We start from the raw sequence: 23,903 nt of genomic DNA on the forward strand, positions 1-23,903 counted from the left end.
ACGGTCTGGGCGACATGTCCTATTCTTGGCTCCGCGGGTGGCAGGGCGACGGCATCCTTGCCCGGATTACTGACCGGCGGATGGCCGCCGCAATCGCCAAGCTTAAAGTACCGATCGTCAATCTTCGCGGCCGGTTGGCCGGTCTTCCCTTTCCCTATGTCGGAGTGGACAATGAGGCTATCGCGCGAATCGCTTCTGAACACCTGCTCAGTCGCGGGTTTCGGCATTTCGGTTTCTGCGGTTACCGACGCCGCTACAGCGCCGACGGAGACCGGCGATGCGATGCCTTCCGGGCCTGTATCGAGTCCGCAGGCTTCAGGGCCGACGTCTGCGCCGTGTCGGAGCCCTCTTACGGTCAGCGCGAACTGGGTTCCTGGAAGCAGGAACTCGCCCTGATCGCACGATGGATTCGAGGTCTACCCAAGCCGGTGGCGGTCATGGCTTGCACCGATGACCGCGGCCTGCAGGTACTCGAAGCGTGCCGCATGATCGGGGTCGCGGTGCCCGATGAAGTGGCGGTGCTCGGAGTGGCCAACGACGAGTGTCTGTGCGCACTCTCCATTCCGCCTATGAGCAGCGTGGACGTCAATGCGGAGCAGATCGGCTACCGCGCCGCCGCACTCCTTGATGAACTCCTTGATGGCCGAACGCCGCCGGAAAAGGTGCTCATCGAACCTCGATCTGTGATTTGCCGACGTTCCACCGATGTGTTGGCGATCGAAGATAAGCATGTTGCAGCGGCCATTCAATACATTCGAGAGCATATCAGCGAGCAGATCTACATCGGGGACATTACCCGACATGCACATATTTCACGATCGGCGCTGGAGCGTCGATTCAAGCAGGCATTGGGGCGCACAGTGGGGCAGGAGATTCAACGGACGCGGATTGCCCGGGCTCAACAGATGCTGGCTGACAATAAGCTCCCGATCAAACAAGTCGCGGATCGGGCGGGCTTCAAGACCGTCCAGTACATGACCCGGGTGTTTCGGACGATGCTCAGGCAGACCCCGGGCGCCTACCGTCGGGCGGTCCAGTCCTGAGCGACCCGAAAGTACAAACCTTTTTCCATAAAAGACAAAACTCCGGGGCCTTTTGCCCTTGAACCGGCTGATCGTCGCCCGATAGCATAGGTATCAGTCGGAAGAGGGACTCCGCCCGAAGAGTCCCGAGAGGCAGGTGCCATCATTTCAAGACGGAGCTGCATCAATGAACCGACGGTCGAATGGATTCACGTTGATTGAAGTCCTCGTCGTGGTGGCGATTATTGCGCTGCTGGTGGCGATTCTGCTTCCATCGCTATCCCGGGCGCGGGCTCAAGCACGTATCTCGGCGTGCCAGAGCAATCTGCACCAGGCCGGCGTGGCGGTCACCACTTACGCGGTAGAGTACGCGGAGTTCATCCCCCGCGGAGGCAACGTGCAAAGGTACTTTTCCAACGGGGACATTCATTGGTCCATCGTCCTGCTCAAACAGGTCGGAGAGAAGGTTGCCCCCCTGTTTCAACAGGCCCAGGCGGCCGGCAGGAGCATGCAGACGTTCCCGGATGGCAGATCCTACGAAGCCAGGGGAATAGCCCTCAACTACCTGCTCTGGGACAAACTGAAGCGCGTGGAGGTGTTTCATTGTCCCGAGCGCGCGGCCAGATCCCAGGACGCGGAAGTTCTCAGTTACGTGGTGAACGCTTTCAATCCGAAGGCCGTCACCGGGAGCCAGGGATTCTCGGACACGAGAGATGCGACACGACTCTCGCTCTGGAAAAGGCCTGCGCAGGTCGTTTACCTGGCGGACATGGAGGACTCGGCCGTCTCGGAGGCGGCCAAGGAGGCCTATGGGTTCAGGGATCTCAGCCGGTTCGATGCCTTCGAGCCGAGCCATTTGCCCAGCGGTCCCGGCCGCGACCGGCGCGTCGCCAGGGCGATGCATCTGAATCGCCGCACAAGCTGCCTGTTTGTCGACGGTCACGTTGAAGGCCTGGATTCCCTCCCGCGCGGGGGGGAGCCCGATATTGACGTTTCCGGCAGTTACTCGTTGCGATGGCAGCGGGCCTTTGGAGTGGAAAGGCCCTGACGCCGGCAGCAGGAAGGAGGGTGTATCTCGCGACCGATCAATGAAATCAAGAGCTCTTGGAGTGCCCGGTGTCGGCATTGATCTCGATAAGGTCAGCCCCGAGGCCGGACGGATAACAAGAAAAGCAAGAGAGCTATGGTGCTTTCTATTAGTCTCGTCCGTCGCAACGGGTGTGCATTTTGCGCGCATGTTTCTGGATCGCAGAACGTTTGGGTTGCGGCCCGCAAAAAGGCGGTCCGCCTTAGGTATCAAATGAGGAGGAGGTTCAAGATGAGAAAAGTATCGACTGGATTGTGCGTGGCCATGTTCGTCACGTGTGCGGTGCCCGCCGTGGGTGCGATCATTCTGCCGGAGGACGACGTTACTTACCGGAGCAGCACTCGCTACAACAACACGAATGTCTTCGGGTTGTTTACCAAGGGTGGCGGAACCACTGACCGTGCGTACGTGGAATTTCTCTTGGACGTGACACCGGTAACGTCGGCTACACTCAAACTCTACAACTATTGGGGTGCCCCGCAGGGCAAGACAGTGAACTGCGATGTCCGGATTCGCGCGATCAGCGAGAATGAAGCTGGATATGTCCAGTGGACCGATACCGCAGGTCCGGCGCCGTCGGGCACATCCCACGAGAGTTGGACGATTGTGGCGGATCTTTTCAATGTGAACAGCACCCCGGCTTGGTATACCTTTGACATTACGTCTTTGTACAACGCCAATCTGGGTAAGAGGGTCACGTTCAGCATCCGCGCCGTTACCACCTACGGAACTGCAGACGGCCCCATATTTGAGGACAAGGAAAACACTGGCTTGTCCGGAAACCCTCCTCAGATCGACTGGGTCCCAGAGCCGGCCGGTCTGATGCTGCTCGCGGTGGGCTCGTTGTTGCTGGTACGCCGCCGCCGGTGAGGGGGTCGTCTTTTAAGACGCTGGAAGGCGGCGCGAGGGTGATTGTGCATCGGAGATATGCCCGAAGCGCAACCGCCGGAGAGAGGGACAATGATGGAGGAAGTTGCAGTGGGCTGCTAGCCTGCCAGGAGGGACGGTTTGTGCATCTGGGCCCGGGCTTCTGAGGTATGGGTGCGGCCTGGCGTCCAGTACGCCCAAACCCCCAGGTCGTATCGCAGCAAAGGGGTCGACCGGCGATGGACCTCGCTCGGGGTGAGGGGTTGAGGTGACGAAGACGACTCGCGGAGGAGTCAATTCCAGGCGATCTTGGCGAGACGCAGGAAAGGAAGATAGCTATGTTTCCGAGACAATCAGCTATGTTGTGGGCGGTGGCCATCACCTTTGTGGCAGCAGGATCGGTCCGGGCAACCGAATGGGTGGCCGATTTCACGTCAGTGCCCCCAGAAAGCTGGTCAGGGTCCGACAACAGCGCCGTGGCGAACTATACCGACACCACGGGGGCCAACCCAAACTCGTATACAGTCACGTATCAAGGCGCGGGCAACGTGCCGGCGGGGTGGCTGACTCAAGGAAGCCGAGCTGGCGCGCCGACCACCGCCAGGTTCTGGAATGTACAGGATTCGATAAATGGACGGGCCCGCTTCTCAACCCCTCTGCCGACCACCATGGACCTTGCTGAAGGCATCTCCGTCGGTTGGAAAATGCGGGTCGGATCGGCCAATGTAACCCGGGGACCGATCCAAATCGCGGCCACGGTGAGCGGATCGGCCGGAGGCAGCAGCCCCCAAGCGTTCAATGCCTATATCCGCCTGCGGAACTCCGGAGACCCGAGCGGCAACAGCTACATCGACATCGTGCGTAACGGCGGCGGACTGTATAGGGACTTGACCGGCAGCAACGACCCGCTGAGAGTGGATACGCTGGTACTGGGCAGTAACCTGGCGGATACGTACCACGACTGGTCCGCGGCGGTGGTGTATAACGCCAGCGACAACAAAGCCTACTGGAAGCTTTGGCTTGACGGAACCCTGCTGCTGTTCACCGGTCCCTCCGGCTCGCCGACGCTGAACGGGGAACAGTACAGTTTTCGGACATTCCAGGAAGGTTTCACCGGCGCGGAGTACATCGGGTTGGGCGAACTCAACAGCCAGGATGTCTGGGATTTCGAGTTCGACTGCGTGGCCTACAAGGACGACGGCCTTGCGATGCTGACCTGTGGGACTACGCCCACCTGTGAAAGCACCGTCACACCGGCGGTAATCCAGACATCGACGGCGCTGCGGGGCAGTGCCGCCGATCCGCCGAGCCACGCCTATACGATCGCCAACAGCGGCACCACCCCGCTGAACTACACTGCAGTGGAGATGAAGAAGGTCGCCCCCCCAATTGCCGACCTCTACAACACCGGCGTGGACAATTTGAGGGCGGTTCTGGGCGAACAGGTGCTCGATCCGCACTGGACGATCATTGCGGGCGGCCTGGACGGGACCTGTACGGAAGGCGCTCCCTGCTCAGCATACACCGTGGCCGCAGACGGGTATCCCATTCCTCCGTGGTTGGCGAATGACTCGACCTCGCTGTGGATCACGGCCAGTCAGACCGACGACGATGCGGCTGCCCCTCCCGGACAACATGTTTTCCGGACCACCTTCACGCTGGCCGATCAGGCGGCGGTGGATGCGGCCCTGATCCGGGGCCGGATGGCGTACGACGACATTCTGGCCGACGTCAAGCTCAACGGCGTATCCGTGGTGGAGGGTACCGGCTCGTGGGGCTTCGAATCCTGGCAGGAGTTCATCATCGACAGCGGATTTCAGATCGGAACAAATACCCTCGATTTCACGATCCAGAACGGCGGCACCACCTCCAACCCGATGGGTCTGCGCGTCGAGTTCTTTGACATTGTAGCCGGGGACGTACCTTGGCTGAGTCTCGACAAGAGCGGCGGCGGGCCGCTTGCCGCAGGATCCGGCGACACCGTCACCGCTTCGATTGTCAATACTGATCTGACCGCCGGAACCCACACGGCATACGTGGCTATTGCTAACGATTGCCCATCGCCCACCACGGAACTCCGCCGGATCGATCTGACCGTCATTGACTGTCGGTCGGCGGTGTCCCCGGCAACCAACACGGGTCGCGCGTTCCTGGTAGGGTCTGCCCAGACTCCCGCTCCAGTGATCTACACTTTCGAAAACACCGGTGCTCCCAGTGTGAGCTACACCGTCACATCCTCCGCGGGCTGGCTCGTCCTCGATAAGACCGGCGGCGGACCGATCCTTCCGGGTGGCTCTGACACGGTTACAGGAACAATCGACGTCACCGGCCTGGAGCCGGGCGGCTACGTCGCCACCTTGACGTTCACCGACGCCTGTAACCCCGCCGTGCAGCACGTCCGACAGGTGCTGCTCTCGGTCGACGAGACAATAGCCAAGTCAGGTGATACCTTGCAGCAGTTCAAAGCGGAGTTCATCGATTTCACCGCATCGGACCTCGCCTCCCAAAGCCCGCTCGAATCGTGCGACTCCGGCGGGACAACCGACCGCGTTTTTTCGATCGGCTACAACGACGTGGGTTCATTGCCGGCGGGTTGGCTCTCCCAGGGATCCATCGACGAGGTACCCACCACGGCCAAGTTCAACAATCCGGCCGACGGTCTCGGCGGCCGGGTGCGGTTCCGAACGTTCCTGCCTTTCGACAGCACTTTCGATCCGGTCAAAGGCATGGCCGTGGCCTGGAGTATGCGAATCGGGACGGATAACAACACCCGTGGGCCGATCCAGATCGCCTTCCCGCGCGTCACAGGCCCGTTCGGCACCAATGACTCGACTTCTTCCATCGAGGGCGATGTGTTTAATGTCTATGTTCGCGTGAACGACGTCACCGTCAGAATCCTTAACAACAGCGGCAACGCCATTGGCACCATCGATCAGGCGGCCCTCCCCAACATCGCCGGCCAGTATCACCAATGGACCGCTGCGGTTTGCTACAACGCTGCCGATCAGAGGGCGTACTGGAACCTGTGGCTGGATGGCGAAAAGCTGATGTTCGGCGGCGCAGATGGTACCGTCGTTGGGCCGAGCGGCGACATATTCAGCTTCCGAACCGGCCTGAATGATGTGAGCGGCGACCCGTACATCGGCCTGGGCGAGCTTAATTCCGGCGAAGACGTCTGGGATTTCGAGTTCGATTGGGTTCGGATGCTCTCCTATGGCGTGAGCGGCTGTCCTTTCTGGGACGGGGGAGGCAGTTGTGCCGCTCCTCTGGTCTGGCCGGACGCCGACGAGGACGGCGACGTTGACCAGGTGGACTTCGCAGCCTTCCAGTTGTGTTTCTCGGGCGATGGCAACCCGCTGTCAGATCCCGCGACGTGCAGGCGTTACAATCGGGACTCAGACAACGACGTGGATACACTGGACTTCAGCAAGTTCGAGAAATGCGCGACCGGTCCGGGAGTCGCGTTGGATCCGGAGAATCTGCCCGCCGGTTGCGAACTATAGCGGCCTGGGGGCTGGCCCAGCCAATGGCGTCTGTCTTTGCCCACGAAGAAGGGGACGGCAGGCAGTCGCGCCGCCGGCCACCGGACCCGCAGCCCAATGGATTGTGCCCGGAAGCGGCGTGGAGACGGTCATTCTGCCCGCCATGCGATTGGCGAGATCCAAACTCTACGCCTTGGCGTGTTGGGGATCACCTGACAGAAGCGTTCGCGGAGGAGAAGTACGGTCGATGTGCCAGTTTCGGCTCACTGTCGGAGCCACCAGCTTGGTGGCCGGTGTTCTTTGCCAATCGTGCATCCTGGCAACCGCCTTCGGCCAGGTGTTTCCTGGGGCGACGTGGGAGTTCAAAACCCCTGCGGAACTCGGACTTGACTCAGCCAAACTTGACCAGATTGCCGGCATCATCGGGGGCAGCGGATGCATCGTCCGCCACGGGTACATGGTCAAAACCTGGGGCACGCAAAGCCTCAAGGGCGACTGGGCATCGGCCTCGAAACCGGTGATCAGCACGCTGCTGTTCTTCGCTATCGAAGAAGGCCGTATCACCAGCGTCGACGCCCTGGTAAAGGACTACGGCTGGTCGCTCAGCACCAAGGACCAGCCAATGACCTTCCGCCACATGGCCAACATGGTCGGGAATTACACGCGGGCGGAGGCCCCCGGCACCGCTTGGGCATACAACGACTACAATATCCAACTATATGTCAAGACGTTGTTCGATCGTGTCTACGGCCAGAGCGCCAACACAGTGGCCTTGGCCCCTAATCGCCTTGGTGCGCTGCAGTTTCAGGATGGTTCGTTGATCGCATCCAACAACCGGCTGAACACCTCGGTTCGCGATTTTGCCCGCATCGGGTGGTTCTGGGCCAACAAGGGCAATTGGAACGGCAGCCAGTTGCTGCCTCAGCACTATTTCGACGACTACATGAAGCCGCAGGTTTCCTCAAGCCTGCCCAAGACCGCCGTAGTCGATCCCGCCGGAGACTATCTGGGCATCGGAAGTTATGGCGGCGGATCGGACCAGACCCCCTACGGCCCGGGCATCTACGGCTTCAACTGGTGGTTTAACGCCACAGGGAGTCTGCACCCGACATCAATCACCTGGCCCGATGCTCCCGCCGACACCTTTCAGGCAAACGGGCATTGGAGCCGGGAAGTGGTGACGGTGATGCCCGGTCTCGGTATAGTGATGGCGTACTTCAACGGAGCCACACTCGGCTTCGAGCCGGGCAACCCTGGCTCCAGCTCGAATCAGGTGCTTAAGCTGCTGGCCGAATCGGTGATGCCGACGGCTCCGCTGATCGTGCTAAGCAAGAGTCAAATCAGTCGATCGGCGGACCTCGGCGGGACTCTGTCGGACGACATGTTCACCGTGTCCAACGGCGGAGCAGGGACGTTGAAATACGCCGTTACCGTTGATCGCGACTGGCTGCGTGTCGCTCCGTCCGATGGCACGTCCACCGGCGAAGCCGACACCATCACGGTTTCGTTTACAGTAGACCATCTGGCAATCGGGTCACACACCGCAACGATCACCGTCGCCGATGACGGCAGCCTGCCCCCGGCTTCCAATCCGTCTCAAACCGTGGCTGTCACGGTCAACATCAGGACGGTGCTTCCAGACCTCGACCTGGACGGCGATGTAGATCAGGTAGACTTTGGGTTGTTCCAGACGTGCCTGACAGGGGAGGAGCCGGCTTCGTCCCCCTGTCTGGCCGCAGATTTCGATCACAACGAAATGGTAAATCAGTCCGACCTGACGGTCCTCCTGGGCTGTCTATCGGGCGCCGGCGCTCTTGCGGATGTGGCCTGCGATGATGCGCATCAGTGATTTGTTGCCGCTCGTGTCGCTGGCGATTCTCCCGTCCTTGGCGTTCGCGCAGACGCCCGCCGGCCAGATCGTCGTCGACCCCGCTCATCCCGCCTGGTTCAAGTACCACGAGGGCGGGCCATTCTACATGTGTGGTCCCGGAGATCCGGAGGGCTTCTTGTACCGGGGCACGCGCAATCCCGACGGCACCCGCAACGGCGACCAGATGGCGCTGATCAACAAGCTGGCCGGCACGGGAGCCAACTGTATCTATCTGATGGCCATTCGCAGCCACGGTGGCGACGGGGATGCCACCCAGAATCCCTACATCGACAGCGACTTGTCCAAAGGCCTGGATAACGACATTCTGAATCAATGGGAAACCTGGTTCACCGCGATGGACAGCAATGGCATTGTGATCTTCTTCATCTTCTACGATGACAGTGCCAAGCCCTTCGGCAAGGATCTGCCTGCCGGCGGTGAGTTGACGCCTGCGGAGGCGGTTTTTGTGGATGCGATGGTCAGCCGTTTCAAGCACCACAGGCACCTGATCTGGTGCGTGGCCGAGGAATACGCCGAGGGACTCTCGGCCGCCCACGCTGCGAAAATCGCCCAGCGCATCAAACTCAAGGATGACCGCAGGCACCCGGTTGCCATTCACCAGAACAACGGAACCGCGTTCGACTTCAACGGCAACCCGGCTTTCGATCAATTCGCCGTGCAGTGGAACGTTGATACGCCCGCCGAACTGCACGCCGGAACCGTCGCCGCCTGGAACAACGTTGGGGGGTTGGTCAACGTGAACGTGGCGGAATTCGCCAATGCGGGCACGGGGGCAACCTTGCGCGTGAAACTATGGGCGATTGCCATGGGCGGCGGGTACAGTATGGTACTCGGCATGGATATCGAGTCCACGCCGGTCAGCGACCTTGGAAACTGCGGCCGACTGGTTCGATTCATGGAGGCAACGCGCTTCAATGAGACCTCGCCCCATGACGAACTGGCCGGCTGCGACACGGATTACGTATTGGCCAACCCGGGAGAGGTGTACATCGGTTACGGCGACGGAGGCGACGCGTTTCAACTGTTCATGGTGCCCGGCAACTATGCCGTCAAATGGTACGATCCCACGACGGGACTGTGGGTCGACCAGGCAACACGGGTTGTGTTGTCGGCGGGTTCGCAGCTTTTCGCCAAACCGGGAACCTTCGCGCAGGACGCGGCGTTGTATGTCGTTCGTACGGTTCCCGCTCGAGCCGATAACCCGTTCCCGCCGTCGGGGACGTTGCGAGTTCCGCGAGACGTCCGGCTCTCCTGGACGGCCGGCGCCGGCGCGGTCTCGCACGACGTTTACTTCGGAACGACGAATCCAGGTGCTTTCCGCGGCAACCAGACCGACACCTTTTTCGATCCCGGATTGCTTGATCCCCTCACGACTTATTTCTGGCGAATAGACGAAGTGAACGAAATGGGCGCGACGACAGGCACGGTATGGAGCTTCACCACTCAGGGAGTGGCCGCCGACATGGACGGTGACGGCGACGTGGACCAGGAGGATTTCGGCCTGTTTCAGGCCTGCCTTACCGTCATGGGCGACCCCATCAGTCCGGAGTGCCTGACTGCGGACTTTGACCGGAACGGACTCGTGAATCAGTCCGACCACACTGTGTTCATCCGGTGCTTGAGCGGGCCTGGAGTACCCGCTGACCCGGATTGTGCAAGCTGAGGGATTCTTGGGTAGCGGCTGATCGAGCAGGCTTGCGGAGTTGCATCTTCGGCCTGGGTCTTGCGTCAAAGCGCGCACAATGACCTGTCCGAGTGGTCCGCTCCGAAGAAAGCCCCGACAACCAGCGGGCGACAAGGGAGTAATATGACCGTTTCCAGAGCCGTATTCGACCGCAGCCTCACTCAGGCCAACCGCGAGAGCTGCGGCAAACGAGCATGGTACCTGATCTCGTTCGGAGGCATCGCGGCCGTCTTGGCCCTGTCCTTGGCAACGAGCCGAATCTGCTCAGCCCAGGTCTTTCCGGGTGCCACCTGGCAGATCAAGACACCGGCCGAGGTCGGCATGGATGTCAAGAGGCTGGATGCCTTTCGAGACTATCTCGGCGGGCGGGGCTGCGTCGTTCGCCACGGCTACATGGTCTATACGTGGGGAGACCAGACTCGCCGGCAGGACGTCGCTTCGGCCTGCAAGCCCGTTATTGCCCATTTTCTCTTCAAGGCCTTGGAGGAGGGTAAGCTGGCCAGTCTCGACGAGCCCGTAGTCAGGTGGGAACCGTGCCTGAACGATATCAACCCGGACCTCGACTTCAAGGATCGGCTCATCAACTTCCGCCACATGGCTACTCAGACTTCGTGTTACGGCGTCCGGGAAAAGCCGGGCACCGCCTTTGACTATAACGACTGGCAGATGGCCCTTTTCTGGGACACGTTGTTCCTCAAGGTCTATGGGATTACCTACGATACCGTTGACGCCCAGGCTCTGCATCCCAGGTTGACAGATCTGATGCAGTGCCAGGATGACCCGACCTTCACCTTCTTCGGGACGGGGAATCGGCCGGGACGGTTCGGCATTTCGGTGCGAGACTTCGCACGCTTTGGGCTGTTGTATCTTCACAAAGGAAACTGGAACGGGAAACAGCTCCTGAGCAAGGCCAATGCCACCCTGGCCGTGACAAGTCCTCTTCCCAACTCGATCCCTCGGACCGATGCTCGGCCCGCCCAGATCTGCCCCGGCCAGCGTTCCCTCGGATCGCAGAAGGTGCCGGATGACCAAACCGACCATCTGGGCAGTTACAGCTATCTCTGGTGGATTAATGGAGTCGACCGTGATGGCCATCGGCACTGGCCCGACGCCCCGCTCGACACGTTCGGAGCCTTCGGCCACAAAAACGGTCAGCGGGCGGTGGTCGTCATCCCCAGTCTCGATCTCGTAGTGTCCTGGAATGATACGAACCTCGGGGAGAGGTCAGGCAACCCCGTGAACGAAGCAATTCGGCTGCTTGTACAGTCGACGAAAGCGGGCCCCATCATTGCGGATCATCAGCACCCGGCATGGCTTGAGTACCAGGGCGGCGGTCCTTGCTACATGTGTGGTCCCGGAGATCCGGAGGGCTTCTTGTACCGGGGCACGCGCAATCCCGACGGCACCCGCAACGGCGACCAGATGGCGCTGATCAACAAGCTGGCCGGCACGGGAGCCAACTGTATCTATCTGATGGCCATTCGCAGCCACGGTGGCGACGGGGATGCCACCCAGAATCCCTACATCGACAGCGACTTGTCCAAAGGCCTGGATAACGACATTCTGAATCAATGGGAAACCTGGTTCACCGCGATGGACAGCAATGGCATTGTGATCTTCTTCATCTTCTACGATGACAGTGCCAAGCCCTTCGGCAAGGATCTGCCTGCCGGCGGTGAGTTGACGCCTGCGGAGGCGGTTTTTGTGGATGCGATGGTCAGCCGTTTCAAGCACCACAGGCACCTGATCTGGTGCGTGGCCGAGGAATACGCCGAGGGACTCTCGGCCGCCCACGCTGCGAAAATCGCCCAGCGCATCAAACTCAAGGATGACCGCAGGCACCCGGTTGCCATTCACCAGAACAACGGAACCGCGTTCGACTTCAACGGCAACCCGGCTTTCGATCAATTCGCCGTGCAGTGGAACGTTGATACGCCCGCCGAACTGCACGCCGGAACCGTCGCGGCATGGAAAAGCGTCGAGGGACGGGTCAACATCAACATGGCGGAGTTCGCTGATTCCCGCTATGGCCGCAGACCGTTTAGCGGCACCGGTGAAGACCTTCGTAAGAAGATATGGGCCATCGCTATGGGGGGCGGGTATTCGATGATTCTGGGAATGGATATCGAGTCCACCCCCGTCGCTGATCTGCAAGCCTGCGGTCACCTAGTGCGATTCATGGAGTCGACCCGATTCAACCTGACCTCGCCTCGCGACGATTTGGCGAGGGAAAACACGGATTACGTTCTGGCGGCCCCTGGGCAAATCTACATCGCCTATAGCGACTCGCGTGGGAATCTGGGCCTGATCGTCTCGGCGGGACGCTATCGGGTAAGGTGGTTCAACCCCGTAAGCGGTAACTGGGCGGACGAACAGGATCGCAGCCTCGCCGACGGTCAACAGACGTTTGCCCGGCCGGCGTCCCTTGGCGACGAGGCCGTCTTATACCTCGAGGCCGTGGCGATGCCAGAGACTCACCCTGCTGAACCTGAAGAACGATCCCGCGGACTTGCCATCGAGAACGGATGGTTCGTTCACGGAGATCGCATCGTGTGGGGCTACGCCCAGCACAACGGCTGGTGGCGCGCCGGCCGGCGAGCCAATATCACTCGCCGCGCACCCGGTGCCATCGGCCCGAACCGAACCGAGGATCTGGACAAGCTCACGGACAATATGCTGCGCTACGGCTATCCGGGGTTCGAGCATAACTTCGGGCTGTGGTACGACCGCCGGCGCGATCAGCACGATACCACCCGTCGGGAAGACGGAAATGTCGTTGCTCCGTTTCTTGAACAGCCATGGGCACGCGGCGAGAGCGGAAGAGCCTGGGACGGACTGCCGGAATACGATCTGACACGATACAACGCCTGGTATTTCGACCGCCTCCACGAGTTCGCCTCCCTTTGTGACCGCAAAGGGACGATCATGTTTCATAACTTCTACATGCAGCATGCCCTTCTGGAGACCGACGCGCATTACGTTGACTTTCCATGGCGGCCGGTCAACTGCCTTCAGGACACCGGTTTGCCCGACCGTATTCCGGCCGCGAACGCCTTCTACGATATAACCCATCCACTCCGACGGGAGCTGCATCGCGCTTACATTCGCAAGTGCCTGGATGTACTGGGTGATCACACCAACGTGGTGCATTTGCTGAGTCAGGAGTATACCGGCCCCGCGTCCTTCGCCCGGTTCTGGCTCGATGTCGTCGGACAATGGCAGCAGGAAAAGGGCAAGAAGGTCCTGCTCGGCCTGGGGGCAACGAAGGATGTGCTGGATGAACTCGCCGGCGACCCGCGGGTGTCCCTGCTGGACCTGCGCTATTGGTGGTACCAGCCGGATGGATCTTTGTACGCCCCCGTGAGCGGCACCGAGGTGCCTGGCAGATACGTCTCAGGAACCGCCGCAGCCCGTACCACGCCGTTCGCAATCTACCGCCAGGTCCGCGAGTACCGCACGCGGTTCCCCCAAAAGGCTTTGATTCATCAGATCGACGCATCGAGGCAACAGACTTGGGCCTTCCTCATGGGGGGCGGCTCGATGCTCATTCGCTACCTGGAATATGCCGATGGAAGGGACCCCGCAAACTACGAGGCACCCGCAGATTCGGCAACTGTCCAGCCAACGTACGACTTCATCAACGCACGGCCGGCTCATCGCCTGCAGAGAATGGTGCCTCATGACTCATTGGTTAGTAACCCGGAGCGCAACTTCTGCTTGGCGGACAAGGGCAGGGCGTACCTCGTCTACTTGTTGGCCGGCGGCACCGTGGAACTCGACTTGGGGCACACATCGGGCGGCTTCTATGCACAATGGTTCGACCCCAGAAACGGCGACTTGCGCGATGTGACTCCGACTCCCGTTGTCAAGGGGGGCGGGATGGTCACGTTCGCAGCCCCGACGACGGATGACTGGGTCCTTTGGCTGAGTGAGGTGTCGGCTTTCGAACCGGACGAGAAGAGGTGAGACGCTGCTTCGTAAGTCGACGTGTCCATGATGTATTGAAAGAAAGGATGTGTCCGATGATTTGTGGGATCCACCGATTGGTTGGACTTGTGATCTCGTCTTGGTACAGTTGATGATTGAGCAGAGCCCGGCATGCAAGCTTCCTGCATGCCGTTGAGGCCTCTCATCTGCCCGACAGCGCCTGCCGGGCGAGAAAACGCGATTGCACAGGAGGCCGACAACCATGAAATGCCGCCATTTCCTGATACTGTTGTGGTCCATCATCGCCGTTTTTGAGACGCAGAGATGCGGCTCCGTATTGGCCGCTGCGACGCAGTCGCCCCCGCCGGCCGCGGAAAGCGAGGCTCGAGGGGTACGCCTCATCTTCGACACCGACATGGGTAATGACATCGACGATGCTCTTGCCCTCGGCGTCATCCATGCCCTGCAGAGCCGGGGCGAGTGCGAGCTGCTGGCCGTTACCCTGAGCAAAGACAATGAATTCTGCGCGCCCTTTGTAGATCTGGTCAATACCTTTTACGGGCGCGGCGACATACCCATCGGAGTCGTCCGCAACGGCAAGACGCCGGAAGACGGCAAATACATCCGGCCGGTTGCCGAGGCGGCAGATGGGGGAAGGCCGCGATACCCCCATGATCTGCTCAGCGGCAGGCAGGCGCCGCAGGCCGTGGCCGTGCTCCGGCAGGTCTTGGCCACGCAGCCCGATCACTCTGTCGTGGTGGTCGTGGTTGGCTTCTCGACGAATCTGGCCCGCCTGCTGGAGTCCGAGCCGGACGAGCATTCTCCACTCCCGGGCACTGACCTTGTGGCTCGCAAGTGCCGCCTGCTGTCAAGCATGGCCGGCATCTTCAGCAAAGGCGAGAAGCACAAGGAATACAACGTTGTGACGGATATCCCGGCAGCCAGGAAGGTTTTCGCTGAATGGCCCACGCCCATCGTGGTCAGCGGATTCGAAATCGGGCGGGCAATTACCTATCCGGCCGTCAGCATCGAACGGGATTTTGCCTACGTCCCGCATCACCCCCTGGCCGAAGGTTACCGCCTCTACATGAAAATGCCCTATGACCGCCCCACGTGGGATCTGACCAGCGTCCTGTATGCGGTTCGACCGGATCGGGGATACTTCGGGTTGTCGGAGCCCGGAACGATCTCCATCGACGAGCAGGGGTTCTCGTCGCATGCTCCCAGCGCCGGGGGAAGGCACCGATACCTGACCGTCGATGACGGCCAGATCATTCGTGTGCGCGAAGCCCTTGTGCAATTGGCTAGCCAGCCCCCGACGGCGCGCGGATAGGCAGGCGCCGCCGCCGTGTCGCCTGTCATAACGGTTTCGGATCTCAAACCTGTCGGGAACAGATAAGACAGGCTGAAACCTTAAGGCCGGAAATCCGTGCGGCTTGCGCGCGTTTCGGGATGACAACGGGGCCTGGTTGCGGCCCGTAAAAAGGGCCGCCCGCCTTGGCCATCTTCCAGCGCACAGGTTATTCGCGTCCACCGCGATTGGATAAACACCGCCAATCGCGGTGGGCCTGGGCGCACAACAAGAGCCTTTCGCGGCCCAATGGTGTTACGATCGCGCTGCTTCAATCCCCGCTCGCCGATCAGCGTCGGGTGACTCAGCTCGCTGAAACCGCGGCGTCAATGATTTCCCAAACGAGCCCGATCGACGCGAAAACGATCTCTTCCGTATCGTCGGCGACAGCCCTTTCTGCCAGGGGCATGCCCAGCAGAAACGCCGCAAGGCTGGCCATCCACATGTTTGTCCTTGATTTCATACACGACTCCTTTCGCAATCGCCTCGCCGCGCCGTCTTCCATGCCGAGGACGTCCTCCGGCATACGATTCGCTACCGTCGATGCCAGACTCTCGGCGCGGGTCGTATCCCCATGCTTACTATGATTGCAGTAACAGCGTCTGTCAAAACCTGTGCCGGCGGCACTCACGCGTGGGCGGCCAAACACCCGCCCGATCTCGTTCATATGAAGATCCCAATAGCGGCTTCAAACGTCCGCGTTGTTGCGGGTAGCCGCGCTCCCCTGTTGTACGACGGCCTGCAACAAGGCCCCCCTTATTTATCGAAAAATCGCCCGTCGAGACTTCAGTGGTAGGATCCGTTTCGGCATACCGCCCGGTCGTCGCCCGAAGCTCGCAAACCATGCGGAACATTGTTATGATCCCGCCCGGCCCGACAGGTGATGAGAGCAAAGCTAGTGGACACCACTTTGAGTGCCTCCAGACCCGACCGCGACCGGATCTTTTCCCTCGATGTGTTCCGGGGCCTCACCATTCTGACCATGGTGTTCGTGAATGACGTCGGACATCTGCAGAACATCCCCGCCTGGATGAAGCACGCGCCGGAGAATTCCAACTCCATGACCTTTGTCGATTTGGTCTTCCCGGCCTTCCTCTTCATCATGGGCATGTCCATCCCGCTTGCGATCGAACGGCGTCTCGCTCGCGGCGAGTCCTGGCCGCGGCTTATCGGCCACCTGTTGCTGCGCGTCGTTGGCCTGCTGGTGATCGGCGTCTTCATGGTCAATATTCCTCGCTACCGCGCGGATCTCGTCGGGCTCAGCAGATCGGCGTGGGTGCTGCTGCTGTTCCTGGGCGTCATCCTCGTATGGAACCGCTACCCCCCAGCCGCCGGGCGCATTCGATGGCTTTTTCGCGCCTTTCGCTTGGCCGGAATCGCTCTTCTTGTTGTTCTGGCCGTGTTCTACCGTGGCGGTGACGGCCAGGAAGGCACGTGGATGCGGACAAGCTGGTGGGGAATCCTCGGCCTGATCGGCTGGGCCTACCTCATTGCCGTGGGCACGTTTCTGCTGTCCGGCGGTCGGACGGCCGCACTGGTGGGCGCGGTCGGGCTGCTCACCGCAGTCTTTGTGGGCGACAAAACCGGAGCCCTGGGATTCCTTGGCCGCCTCCACGAATACATAAATGTCGGCGGTCACTGGGGTGGCCACGGGTCGATCGCCGTGGCAGGCGCGGTCTTAGGGACGCTCTTTCTATCCGACTCGGCTGCTCAGCGGCCCGGCCGGCGCGTTCTGCGGATGCTCGTGATGGGTTTGAGCTTGCTGGCGGGCGGTTTTCTGTTTCGGCCGCTTTACGGCATTTCGAAAGTCCAGGCAACACCCACGTGGTGCCTGTACAGCGCGGCAATCTGCTGCTTCGTGTTCGCCCTCTTGTACTGGCTCGTCGATGTGAAGGGCATCCGTCGCTGGTCGTTCTTCCTCGCCCCGGCCGGCCGGGACCCGTTGCTCGCCTTCATCCTGCCTTCGATCGTGGCCTCGCTGCTGGCTCTCCTTGGTATAGAGTACCTCAACACCCACTTGAACAAGGGCTTGCCCGGCATTATTCGCTCTGCGGTATTTGCCCTCTTGATCGTCGCTCTTACCGACCTGTTATATCGACTTCGTATTCGACTGCATCTCTGAGCCGACACGCGGCATCCCCGCGTCACGGTGCCGGGGCAATAGAGACTGCCTCAATGAGCCGGACCGGTGCGTTGCAGCAAGTGCCCGAATGCTCCCATCAGCGTCCGTGGTGGCGATCGGCTTCGCTCTCACCTGTCGATGGCCTTGAGGCGGCACAAACGCTGAGGGGGGCGAAACGAGTCGAGTCCCTCACACCGAGACAGGACACCCCCGTCAGTGGTTACCGGACGATGTGTCGGAAGCGTCCAGCCCGGCGGGGCCTGACGCCGTGTAACGGGCCAGAATACGATTCAAACGACTTCGCTCGATCGGTTTGGAAAGGAAGTCATTGCAGCCGACCCGAATGCACTCTTCCCAATCGGACTTCATCGCGCTGGCGGTCAGGGCGATGATCGCGCCGGTGTAGCCCTTTTGACGCAGATAAGCCGTGGCCTCGTAGCCGTTCATCACGGGCATGTGCATGTCCATCAGGATGATGTCGAAGGGCTCGCCGGCCGCCAGCGCTTCCAACGCCCGATCACAGGCGACTTTGCCATTGTCGCACGCCGTTACCGACAGGCCGACCTTCGTGAGCAGTCCGGCGACGAGATGCTGGCTGTCCCGGCTGTCCTCCGCCAGCAGCACCCGTCCGCTCAGTCGCAATGCTTCCGGAACGGGCGGCTCCCCGGATACGTTCTCGGATTCCGCAGGCGGTGCATCGATCTCCAGCATGTCGATGCCGTCCAGCGGACCGGTGGGTACTGTGACCGTGAAAGTGCTGCCCTTGCCCAGCGTGCTCCGGACCGCGATCTCGCCGCCGAGAGCCTCGACCAGTTGTTTTGAAATGGTCAGCCCCAGCCCGGTTCCGCCGTAATGACGTGTCGTCGAGACTTCTGCCTGAACAAAAGGTTGGAAGAGCCTCTGCAACTGTTCGGATGACATGCCAATGCCGGTGTCGATCACCGAAAATGACAATCGCGGGTCAGGGGCGTCCGGAGCCGTCGCCATTGCCACCTCGATCCGGACTGTGCCCGATCGTGTGAATTTGATCGCGTTGCCGACCAAGTTGATCAGGACCTGGCGGAGTCGCGTGGGATCGGTCCGCATGGTCTTGGGAATCGGGCCTCTGTAAGAGGTTTCGAACGAGAGACCTTTATCGGTGACTCGTCGTCCGAGCAACAGGCCGACCTCGCTTACGATCTGCTGCGGCGAACACTCGATGACATCCAATAACATGCGACCGGCCTCGATTTTGGACAAGTCCAGGATGTCGTTCAGGATGCTGAGCAGATGCTCGCCGTTTCGGCGAATCGTATGCAGGCAGTTCAGCCGTTCGCGCGGCGATTGGTCGGCGTCCATCAGCAGCTCGGCATAGCCGAGAATGGATGTCAAAGGTGTGCGGATTTCGTGACTGATGTTGGCCAGGGATTCGCTCTTGGCACGGCTGGCCCGCTCCGCGTGCTCGAGAGCCGCCTCGGCCTCCTTCTGGTTCGTGATGTTCTCGACGAAGGCCTCGATCTCGTGCGACGCGGTTTGGTGGGATGGGACCATTCTTGCTGATACCCTTGCCCACACCACGCTTCCATCCGTCCGCATCAGAGGCAGCTCAACCTGCCTGACCTTCCCCTGTCGCCTGAGACGTACCCACAACCTCACGGCGTCCCGCTTCCTGGCAAACAGATCTATCGGCCGCACATGCATTACGTTCTCCGGCGATGCGGCCCCAAGCATATCGACCAGTGCAGTGTTGAGACCGACAAAGTGGAACTCGGGTTCTGCGCTGACTCGGCAAAAGCCAATGGGCAGGTTGTTCAGCAATGACTGGTACCGACTCTCGTCGGTCTTGAGTTCGTTGCCTACCGCGTCCAGCCTGTCCAGTACAGCATTGACGGCGCAGGCAAGTGCCGCGAATTCATCGTCTCCGGAAACCGGGAGCCGCTTCCCGGCGACGTCCTCATCACTGATCCGGCGGATGCTTTCGCGAATGCCCGTAAGGCGCGCCTCGACCATCCGCTCGATCAGCGGCACGATCAGCAGACAACAAAGCAGGCAGCCCGCCGCCGCAATCGAACCGACCAGCAGGGATTCACCCGGCCCTCGGGCATAACCAATGCGCAGCATCCCCTGGAGCACCCCCAGGAGCACGACTGCAACGATAATACTGATCACCCGTGTCTTGCTTCGCAACGTCATGCATATGGTCGCTTACAGGCGATCTCCCCAACGAGATGGTATTCAGCCGTCTCCCCATATTCGGACAGAAGGACGAACAAGCCCGACAAAGGTCCCAAAAACGGCCAACCCTTGGCGATGCACCGCACGCGGTCGCAGCAGGCGCGGGTGCACCTGGCTCATCCGGACGGCCGCTGGCGCCCTTTCCTCGATGTTTGCTTTCGCCGAATCAGCGGGTGCCACCGGCGGCCTGCCCGCCCGCGCACAATCGGCCCACCGAAAACGTCGGTAGAATCATCGGACAGCCGGTACCGCCGGATTGGCTAATGGCGATCCTGTGCCTAAGAAAATCTGCTAGACAGCGGAGAGACGCGAAGACGGGGGCAGCCCCCAGGAGTCCGCTATGGCGCTCCGAGGATCGAAAACGCCGGGCTGTCTCGGTCCAACGTCCGATCATGTGGCGCCACCGTAGGCAGGATCAGGACTTGTCCCCGCTCCGCCGCCGGCCGCCGGATCCGCGACAGTACCGGCAGCTCCATCGCGGTCTGCCCTGCCCTTGATCGACTTGCGGGAGGGTAGTCAACGGTTTGTTGGTTACCCTGTAACAGGCAGTTGCGCCATCCGCTTGAACGGTGGCAGACCTTGCCGCGATCACCCGGCGTCGATGGGGCGCGAAGTGATTTCGACCAGCGTTTCGCGCGAGATGACGCCGGGTACCGCAAAGATAAGATTACCATCCTCGTCTTGTACGGTATCCCGGATCTGACGCCCGTCGACATAGATCCAGACATCGCGATTGGCGACGTCGACCAGCTTGAAGAGCGGTGCAAATCGCAGCTTTCGGTGGCCGTCGATCCGTATCTTCGCGATGGCACCGTCGAGCTGCAGGACATAATAGCCGCGCCCCTCGCTGAAACCGTCATTGTCCAGGTCTCCCGGGTCGGTCCGGACAAGCTGCCCGACATCGATTTGAAGGGGGAGGGGATGGCGGTAGTCGGCCACCATGGGCGCGGCCAGTTCGGGCGAGTCGATGTCCGGCGGCCAGACTCGGATCAGGCTCGCAAAGGCAAACCGTTGGGCTTCGGCAGCCACCACCCAGGTTCCGCAAGCACGGGAGTCAGGCGTATTGTCGCTGGACGACGAGAGGGGAGTCGTGAAGGGTGCCACGAGCAGATCGGCCTGGCCTCTGGCCGGTCTGCTGAAGAGCAGGAAATCGTCGCCCATTGTCGTCTGGGGCACGCCGGACCGGGAGGGCGAGACCATGTGAGTCTCAAAGCCCGTGCCGGCGTCACAGCAGAAAGTGATCGCGATCCGGCCCGTGGCTGGTTGCCCAAGGGCCGTCCCCGAGCATTCGACGTAGACGCGGCCATCACGGAAGATCGAGTAGGACCAGCGGTGGTAGGGATCGGTCTCGGCTGGTGCTTGGTTCAGAGGTGTAAATCGCCATTCACCTTGTATCACAACCCGCAAAAGATTGGCGCTGACCAGGGTCTGGTACGTCTGCAAGAGGGTGCCGGCACCAAGCCAAGCAGCGGCCGCATCGACCGTTGGCACAAGCCGATCTTCTTCGGATGCAGGCATGGGCACAGGGCCCAGCGCGCCGGGGCCCACGAGGTTGTGAATTCGCGTCTTGTCGATTCCCAGGTCAAACCACTGCCGGATGCGACCGTGCGAAAAGGTCAACTCGAAACGATCGTGCGCCCCGACCGAGAGCCGCCTGCCAACCGACCGCACGTAGAGATCACCGGGCTGCCTTTCGGGCGTGGCAAACAACTCACGCGTATTGTCAGCCACGATCAGGTCGTCCAGGTGAAGATCCACCGGTGACTCGAAAGGATCGCACCTGAACTCGATGGATCGCACGTCGCCCAGATCGATGTAGTCGGCCATGTCACCCAGGTCGAGGCGGAGAAGGTTCCAGCCCGACCGCAGCAGCAACGGAGGGCTTTGATAGACCGTTGAGAGATTCGTGCCGCTATGGGCAAGAACGGTGAAACCGCCCAATTGCCGGGGACTGTAAACACTGATCAGAAGCAGGTTGTACTTCGACCAGTCGCGCGGTAACCCCCATTGGCTGTCCTCGCGGCTGACGCAAATCAGCCGCTGGCCGGTTCGGCTCAGTTTGACCTTGAGCGAGCCCACGCCGGTGCGAAGCTGGGCGTTTTCGGTCGTGACACCCACGGCGTCGGGGCTCCCGGCTGGTTCGAGATGAAAGAGGGTAGCCTGAGCCGGATCCTCAAAATCGGCGATGACCTGAAACCGCTTGTTGGCCAAGTCCTCGTATGCCGCCACGAGGCGATCCATCGTGGGCGCCAGGCGGCTCCGTGACAGCGGTCCAAACCCGGTTTCGGAGCAGCCGGCCGCCAGGAGCACCGGAGGTAGAAGCAGCAGCATGCCCAAGCCGCTGGGCCGTAAGATCGCGGTTGATCTGAAGTCACCCATCCGCATAAGGCCAAGGTAAGGAACTTGCACCAGGCGGTCAACGGTGCCGACGGTGCAAAAAGAACGGCGGAGGCCACGATGGACCTCCGCCGTTATCTGATTTCACCGCCAGACTCGGCTGGGCTCCTGAACCGCACGGACATCCGGCCGTTGCACGCTCACGACACGCAGCCGGAGCTCAGTCCGAAACCCAGGTTGCCCGGATCAGTCGCAATCCGCGTTCGCCGGGATGCCTGGGCCGCTCGCGCAAGCCTCGAATGCCGTGGCATCGCTCTGCGTGACGAAACCGTCACCGGTGCGGTCTGCGCACTCGCAGCCGGCTGGCAACGTGCTATCGAAACCCGTGTAACAGACTTGGAAGACCGAGAAGTCCACTTGGTCGACATCGCCGTCATCGTCGAAGTCGAACACGGGATCGTTGCACGAGGACTCGAACTTGAGCCCGTCAGCACTGCCGCCGACGTTGGGTTCAGCACCGGTCAGTGTCATCTCCCATACGACGGTCATGATGCCGCTTGCAGGGGCATTGGCCTCCACCGAGCCGGAAACCCAGGCGTTTTCCTGAAGTGCCACGGGACTGTTGGCCAGTTCGATTCCGTTCTCATCGCCATCAAGCAGACGCAAGGTGACGGTGACGCCAAGCGGGGCATTGAACAAGCCGCTGAACCGGTACCGCCCTGGGTCTACCGCGATGGTCTGCCAGGCGCGGACCGTCGTTGCGCCGCCTTCGCTCATATAGCCGTAATGGCCGCCGTCGGGACTTGGGCACGGGTTAGGAGGCGGGGCTTGACCGTCGCGCCTCAGGCCGCTTGGGGCATTAGTGCTCCAACCGGTTGGCAACCCGCCAATCTCGCCCGTGCAAGGGGTTTGTTCGTTCGTCGGAAGCTCGAAACTCCCGTTCACGAACGAAGCTCCGACTACTTGAAGGGCGTTCTGGTATTCGGCTATGCAAGCACCCTGGAGCATGATCAATTTGTACTTTCCAGAACCGGCATCCGAAAGATCAAAGTCGCAGGTGATCTGGTCAGCGCTGACCACATTGACATTGGTAGCGCTAATGACCTGGCCTGACTTGACGAGTTGGATCGACGGTGAGCCGGCAAAATTACTGCCGCTAATCGTAGCGTTGATCGTGCCGCCGCTGACAGCTTGGAGCGGCGCCATGCCCGTGATCGAGATCGGCGTCTCGCATACTCCAATGGCCAACTTGTCGAAGTGCGCGGCGTGCGGGCCCTCGCCGTTTAATTTGATATGGATGACTGCCGTCATGTAGTTGCCCGTCGGCGAAGCACTGACGGCCGCAGGGCTCCAGTCGTAGGCGGGGTCGGTCGAACTGTGGATGGTTGAACCATCGCCGATCAGTGGCGAACTCAGGTCGCCATCATGCAGCTCGAGCGTAACCGTGTTACGACCAGCGCCGGCGAATTGACCGGAGAGAGTGTAGGTCGTGCCCGGGATGGCGCTGACGGTCTGGTATATCCAGGCCTCTGCGCCGGCTCCGCCGTTGTTGTCTGATATCGAGCTGCCGTAATGGTCGCCGTCCGGCGGCGGGCAGGTGGGTGGGGAGCGATCAGAGTCACGGAACAGGGCCCATGCATAGCCGTACTCGGCGATTTCGCCGAACAGCCAGTCGGTGGGGACGCCGGTGATCGGTGTAACAGGACACCCGCCCGGCGCGCTGGGTAACTCAAAACTAGCGTTCTGCAGCGACGGCAAGACGACAAGGAAGGCGTTGTTAAGAACTGCCGGCGCGCATGGTCCCTCTATGCTCACCACGACGTCCCACCGACCCGGCGGAGCCCCACCGAGATTGAAATCACAAGTCAGCCCAGTGCCCCCACCGGTCACGACCACGTTGCTGGCGACGATGTCCGACT

At 61.0% G+C, this 23,903-nt stretch carries 13 protein-coding genes; 9 read left to right on the forward strand and 4 right to left on the reverse strand.

Annotation, left to right across the window (positions count from 1 at the left end; all coding sequences use genetic code 11):
- The 8 genes from PLL20_16270 to PLL20_16305 all read left to right on the forward strand — a co-directional run.
- Positions 1-1,043: DNA-binding transcriptional regulator (locus tag PLL20_16270; protein HPD31548.1), on the forward strand; the 1,043-nt coding region annotated here is incomplete at its 5' end.
- A gap of 166 nt (positions 1,044-1,209) precedes the next feature.
- The gene (locus PLL20_16275; protein HPD31549.1) at positions 1,210-2,070 is read left to right on the forward strand and encodes a type II secretion system protein; all 861 of its coding nucleotides are present in this window, start codon (positions 1,210-1,212) and stop codon (positions 2,068-2,070) included.
- 270 nt (positions 2,071-2,340) lie between these two features.
- Positions 2,341-2,979 (forward strand): DNRLRE domain-containing protein, encoded by a 639-nt coding sequence (locus PLL20_16280; protein HPD31550.1) that lies wholly within the window; start codon positions 2,341-2,343, stop codon positions 2,977-2,979.
- Between the two features lie 335 nt (positions 2,980-3,314).
- Positions 3,315-6,479, forward strand: a complete 3,165-nt coding sequence (locus PLL20_16285) for a hypothetical protein (protein HPD31551.1) — start codon at positions 3,315-3,317, stop codon at positions 6,477-6,479.
- Positions 6,480-6,705: 226 nt separating this feature from the next.
- Positions 6,706-8,307 (forward strand): serine hydrolase, encoded by a 1,602-nt coding sequence (locus PLL20_16290; GenBank protein ID HPD31552.1) that lies wholly within the window; start codon positions 6,706-6,708, stop codon positions 8,305-8,307.
- Positions 8,291-10,012, forward strand: a complete 1,722-nt coding sequence (locus PLL20_16295) for a hypothetical protein (GenBank protein ID HPD31553.1) — start codon at positions 8,291-8,293, stop codon at positions 10,010-10,012. The genes PLL20_16290 and PLL20_16295 overlap by 17 nt, the downstream gene beginning before the upstream one ends.
- Positions 10,013-10,156: 144 nt before the next feature.
- Entirely contained in the window at positions 10,157-13,999 is a 3,843-nt protein-coding gene (locus tag PLL20_16300) for a DUF6298 domain-containing protein (GenBank protein HPD31554.1), read from the forward strand.
- Positions 14,000-14,222: 223 nt separating this feature from the next.
- Positions 14,223-15,293 (forward strand): nucleoside hydrolase, encoded by a 1,071-nt coding sequence (locus tag PLL20_16305; protein ID HPD31555.1) that lies wholly within the window; start codon positions 14,223-14,225, stop codon positions 15,291-15,293.
- A 322-nt stretch (positions 15,294-15,615) separates the two neighbouring features.
- On the opposite strand, the gene PLL20_16310 is transcribed toward PLL20_16305, so the two are convergent.
- A complete protein-coding gene (locus tag PLL20_16310; protein HPD31556.1) occupies positions 15,616-15,774 on the reverse strand; it encodes a hypothetical protein in 159 nt (52 codons plus the stop codon).
- Between the two features lie 435 nt (positions 15,775-16,209).
- On the opposite strand from PLL20_16310, the gene PLL20_16315 reads away from it, so the two are divergent.
- Entirely contained in the window at positions 16,210-17,433 is a 1,224-nt protein-coding gene (locus PLL20_16315) for a DUF5009 domain-containing protein (GenBank protein HPD31557.1), read from the forward strand.
- A 213-nt stretch (positions 17,434-17,646) separates the two neighbouring features.
- Here the strand turns inward: PLL20_16315 and PLL20_16320 are convergent, their stop codons facing one another.
- The 3 genes from PLL20_16320 to PLL20_16330 form a co-directional block, all read right to left on the reverse strand.
- Complete coding sequence (locus PLL20_16320) at positions 17,647-19,581, reverse strand: ATP-binding protein (GenBank protein ID HPD31558.1); 1,935 nt, start codon at positions 19,579-19,581, stop codon at positions 17,647-17,649.
- 654 nt (positions 19,582-20,235) lie between these two features.
- Positions 20,236-22,026, reverse strand: coding sequence for a hypothetical protein (locus PLL20_16325; GenBank protein ID HPD31559.1), 1,791 nt, complete (start codon positions 22,024-22,026; stop codon positions 20,236-20,238).
- Positions 22,027-22,230: 204 nt separating this feature from the next.
- On the reverse strand, positions 22,231-23,903 hold a 1,673-nt coding region (locus tag PLL20_16330; protein HPD31560.1), incomplete at its 5' end, for a hypothetical protein.

It is taken from the genome of Phycisphaerae bacterium (assembly GCA_035384605.1).
Classification (GTDB): Bacteria; Planctomycetota; Phycisphaerae; order UBA1845; family PWPN01; genus JAUCQB01.

Bases quoted from the DNA above. Each gene is read 5' to 3' on its own strand.
- PLL20_16275 (HPD31549.1), top strand. From the start codon at position 1,210: ATGAACCGACGGTCGAATGGATTCACGTTGATTGAAGTCCTCGTCGTG.
- PLL20_16280 (HPD31550.1), top strand. From the start codon at position 2,341: ATGAGAAAAGTATCGACTGGATTGTGCGTGGCCATGTTCGTCACGTGT.
- PLL20_16285 (HPD31551.1), top strand. From the start codon at position 3,315: ATGTTTCCGAGACAATCAGCTATGTTGTGGGCGGTGGCCATCACCTTT.
- PLL20_16290 (HPD31552.1), top strand. From the start codon at position 6,706: ATGTGCCAGTTTCGGCTCACTGTCGGAGCCACCAGCTTGGTGGCCGGT.
- PLL20_16295 (HPD31553.1), top strand. From the start codon at position 8,291: ATGATGCGCATCAGTGATTTGTTGCCGCTCGTGTCGCTGGCGATTCTC.
- PLL20_16300 (HPD31554.1), top strand. From the start codon at position 10,157: ATGACCGTTTCCAGAGCCGTATTCGACCGCAGCCTCACTCAGGCCAAC.
- PLL20_16305 (HPD31555.1), top strand. From the start codon at position 14,223: ATGAAATGCCGCCATTTCCTGATACTGTTGTGGTCCATCATCGCCGTT.
- PLL20_16310 (HPD31556.1), bottom strand. From the start codon at position 15,774: ATGAAATCAAGGACAAACATGTGGATGGCCAGCCTTGCGGCGTTTCTG.
- PLL20_16325 (HPD31559.1), bottom strand. From the start codon at position 22,026: ATGGGTGACTTCAGATCAACCGCGATCTTACGGCCCAGCGGCTTGGGC.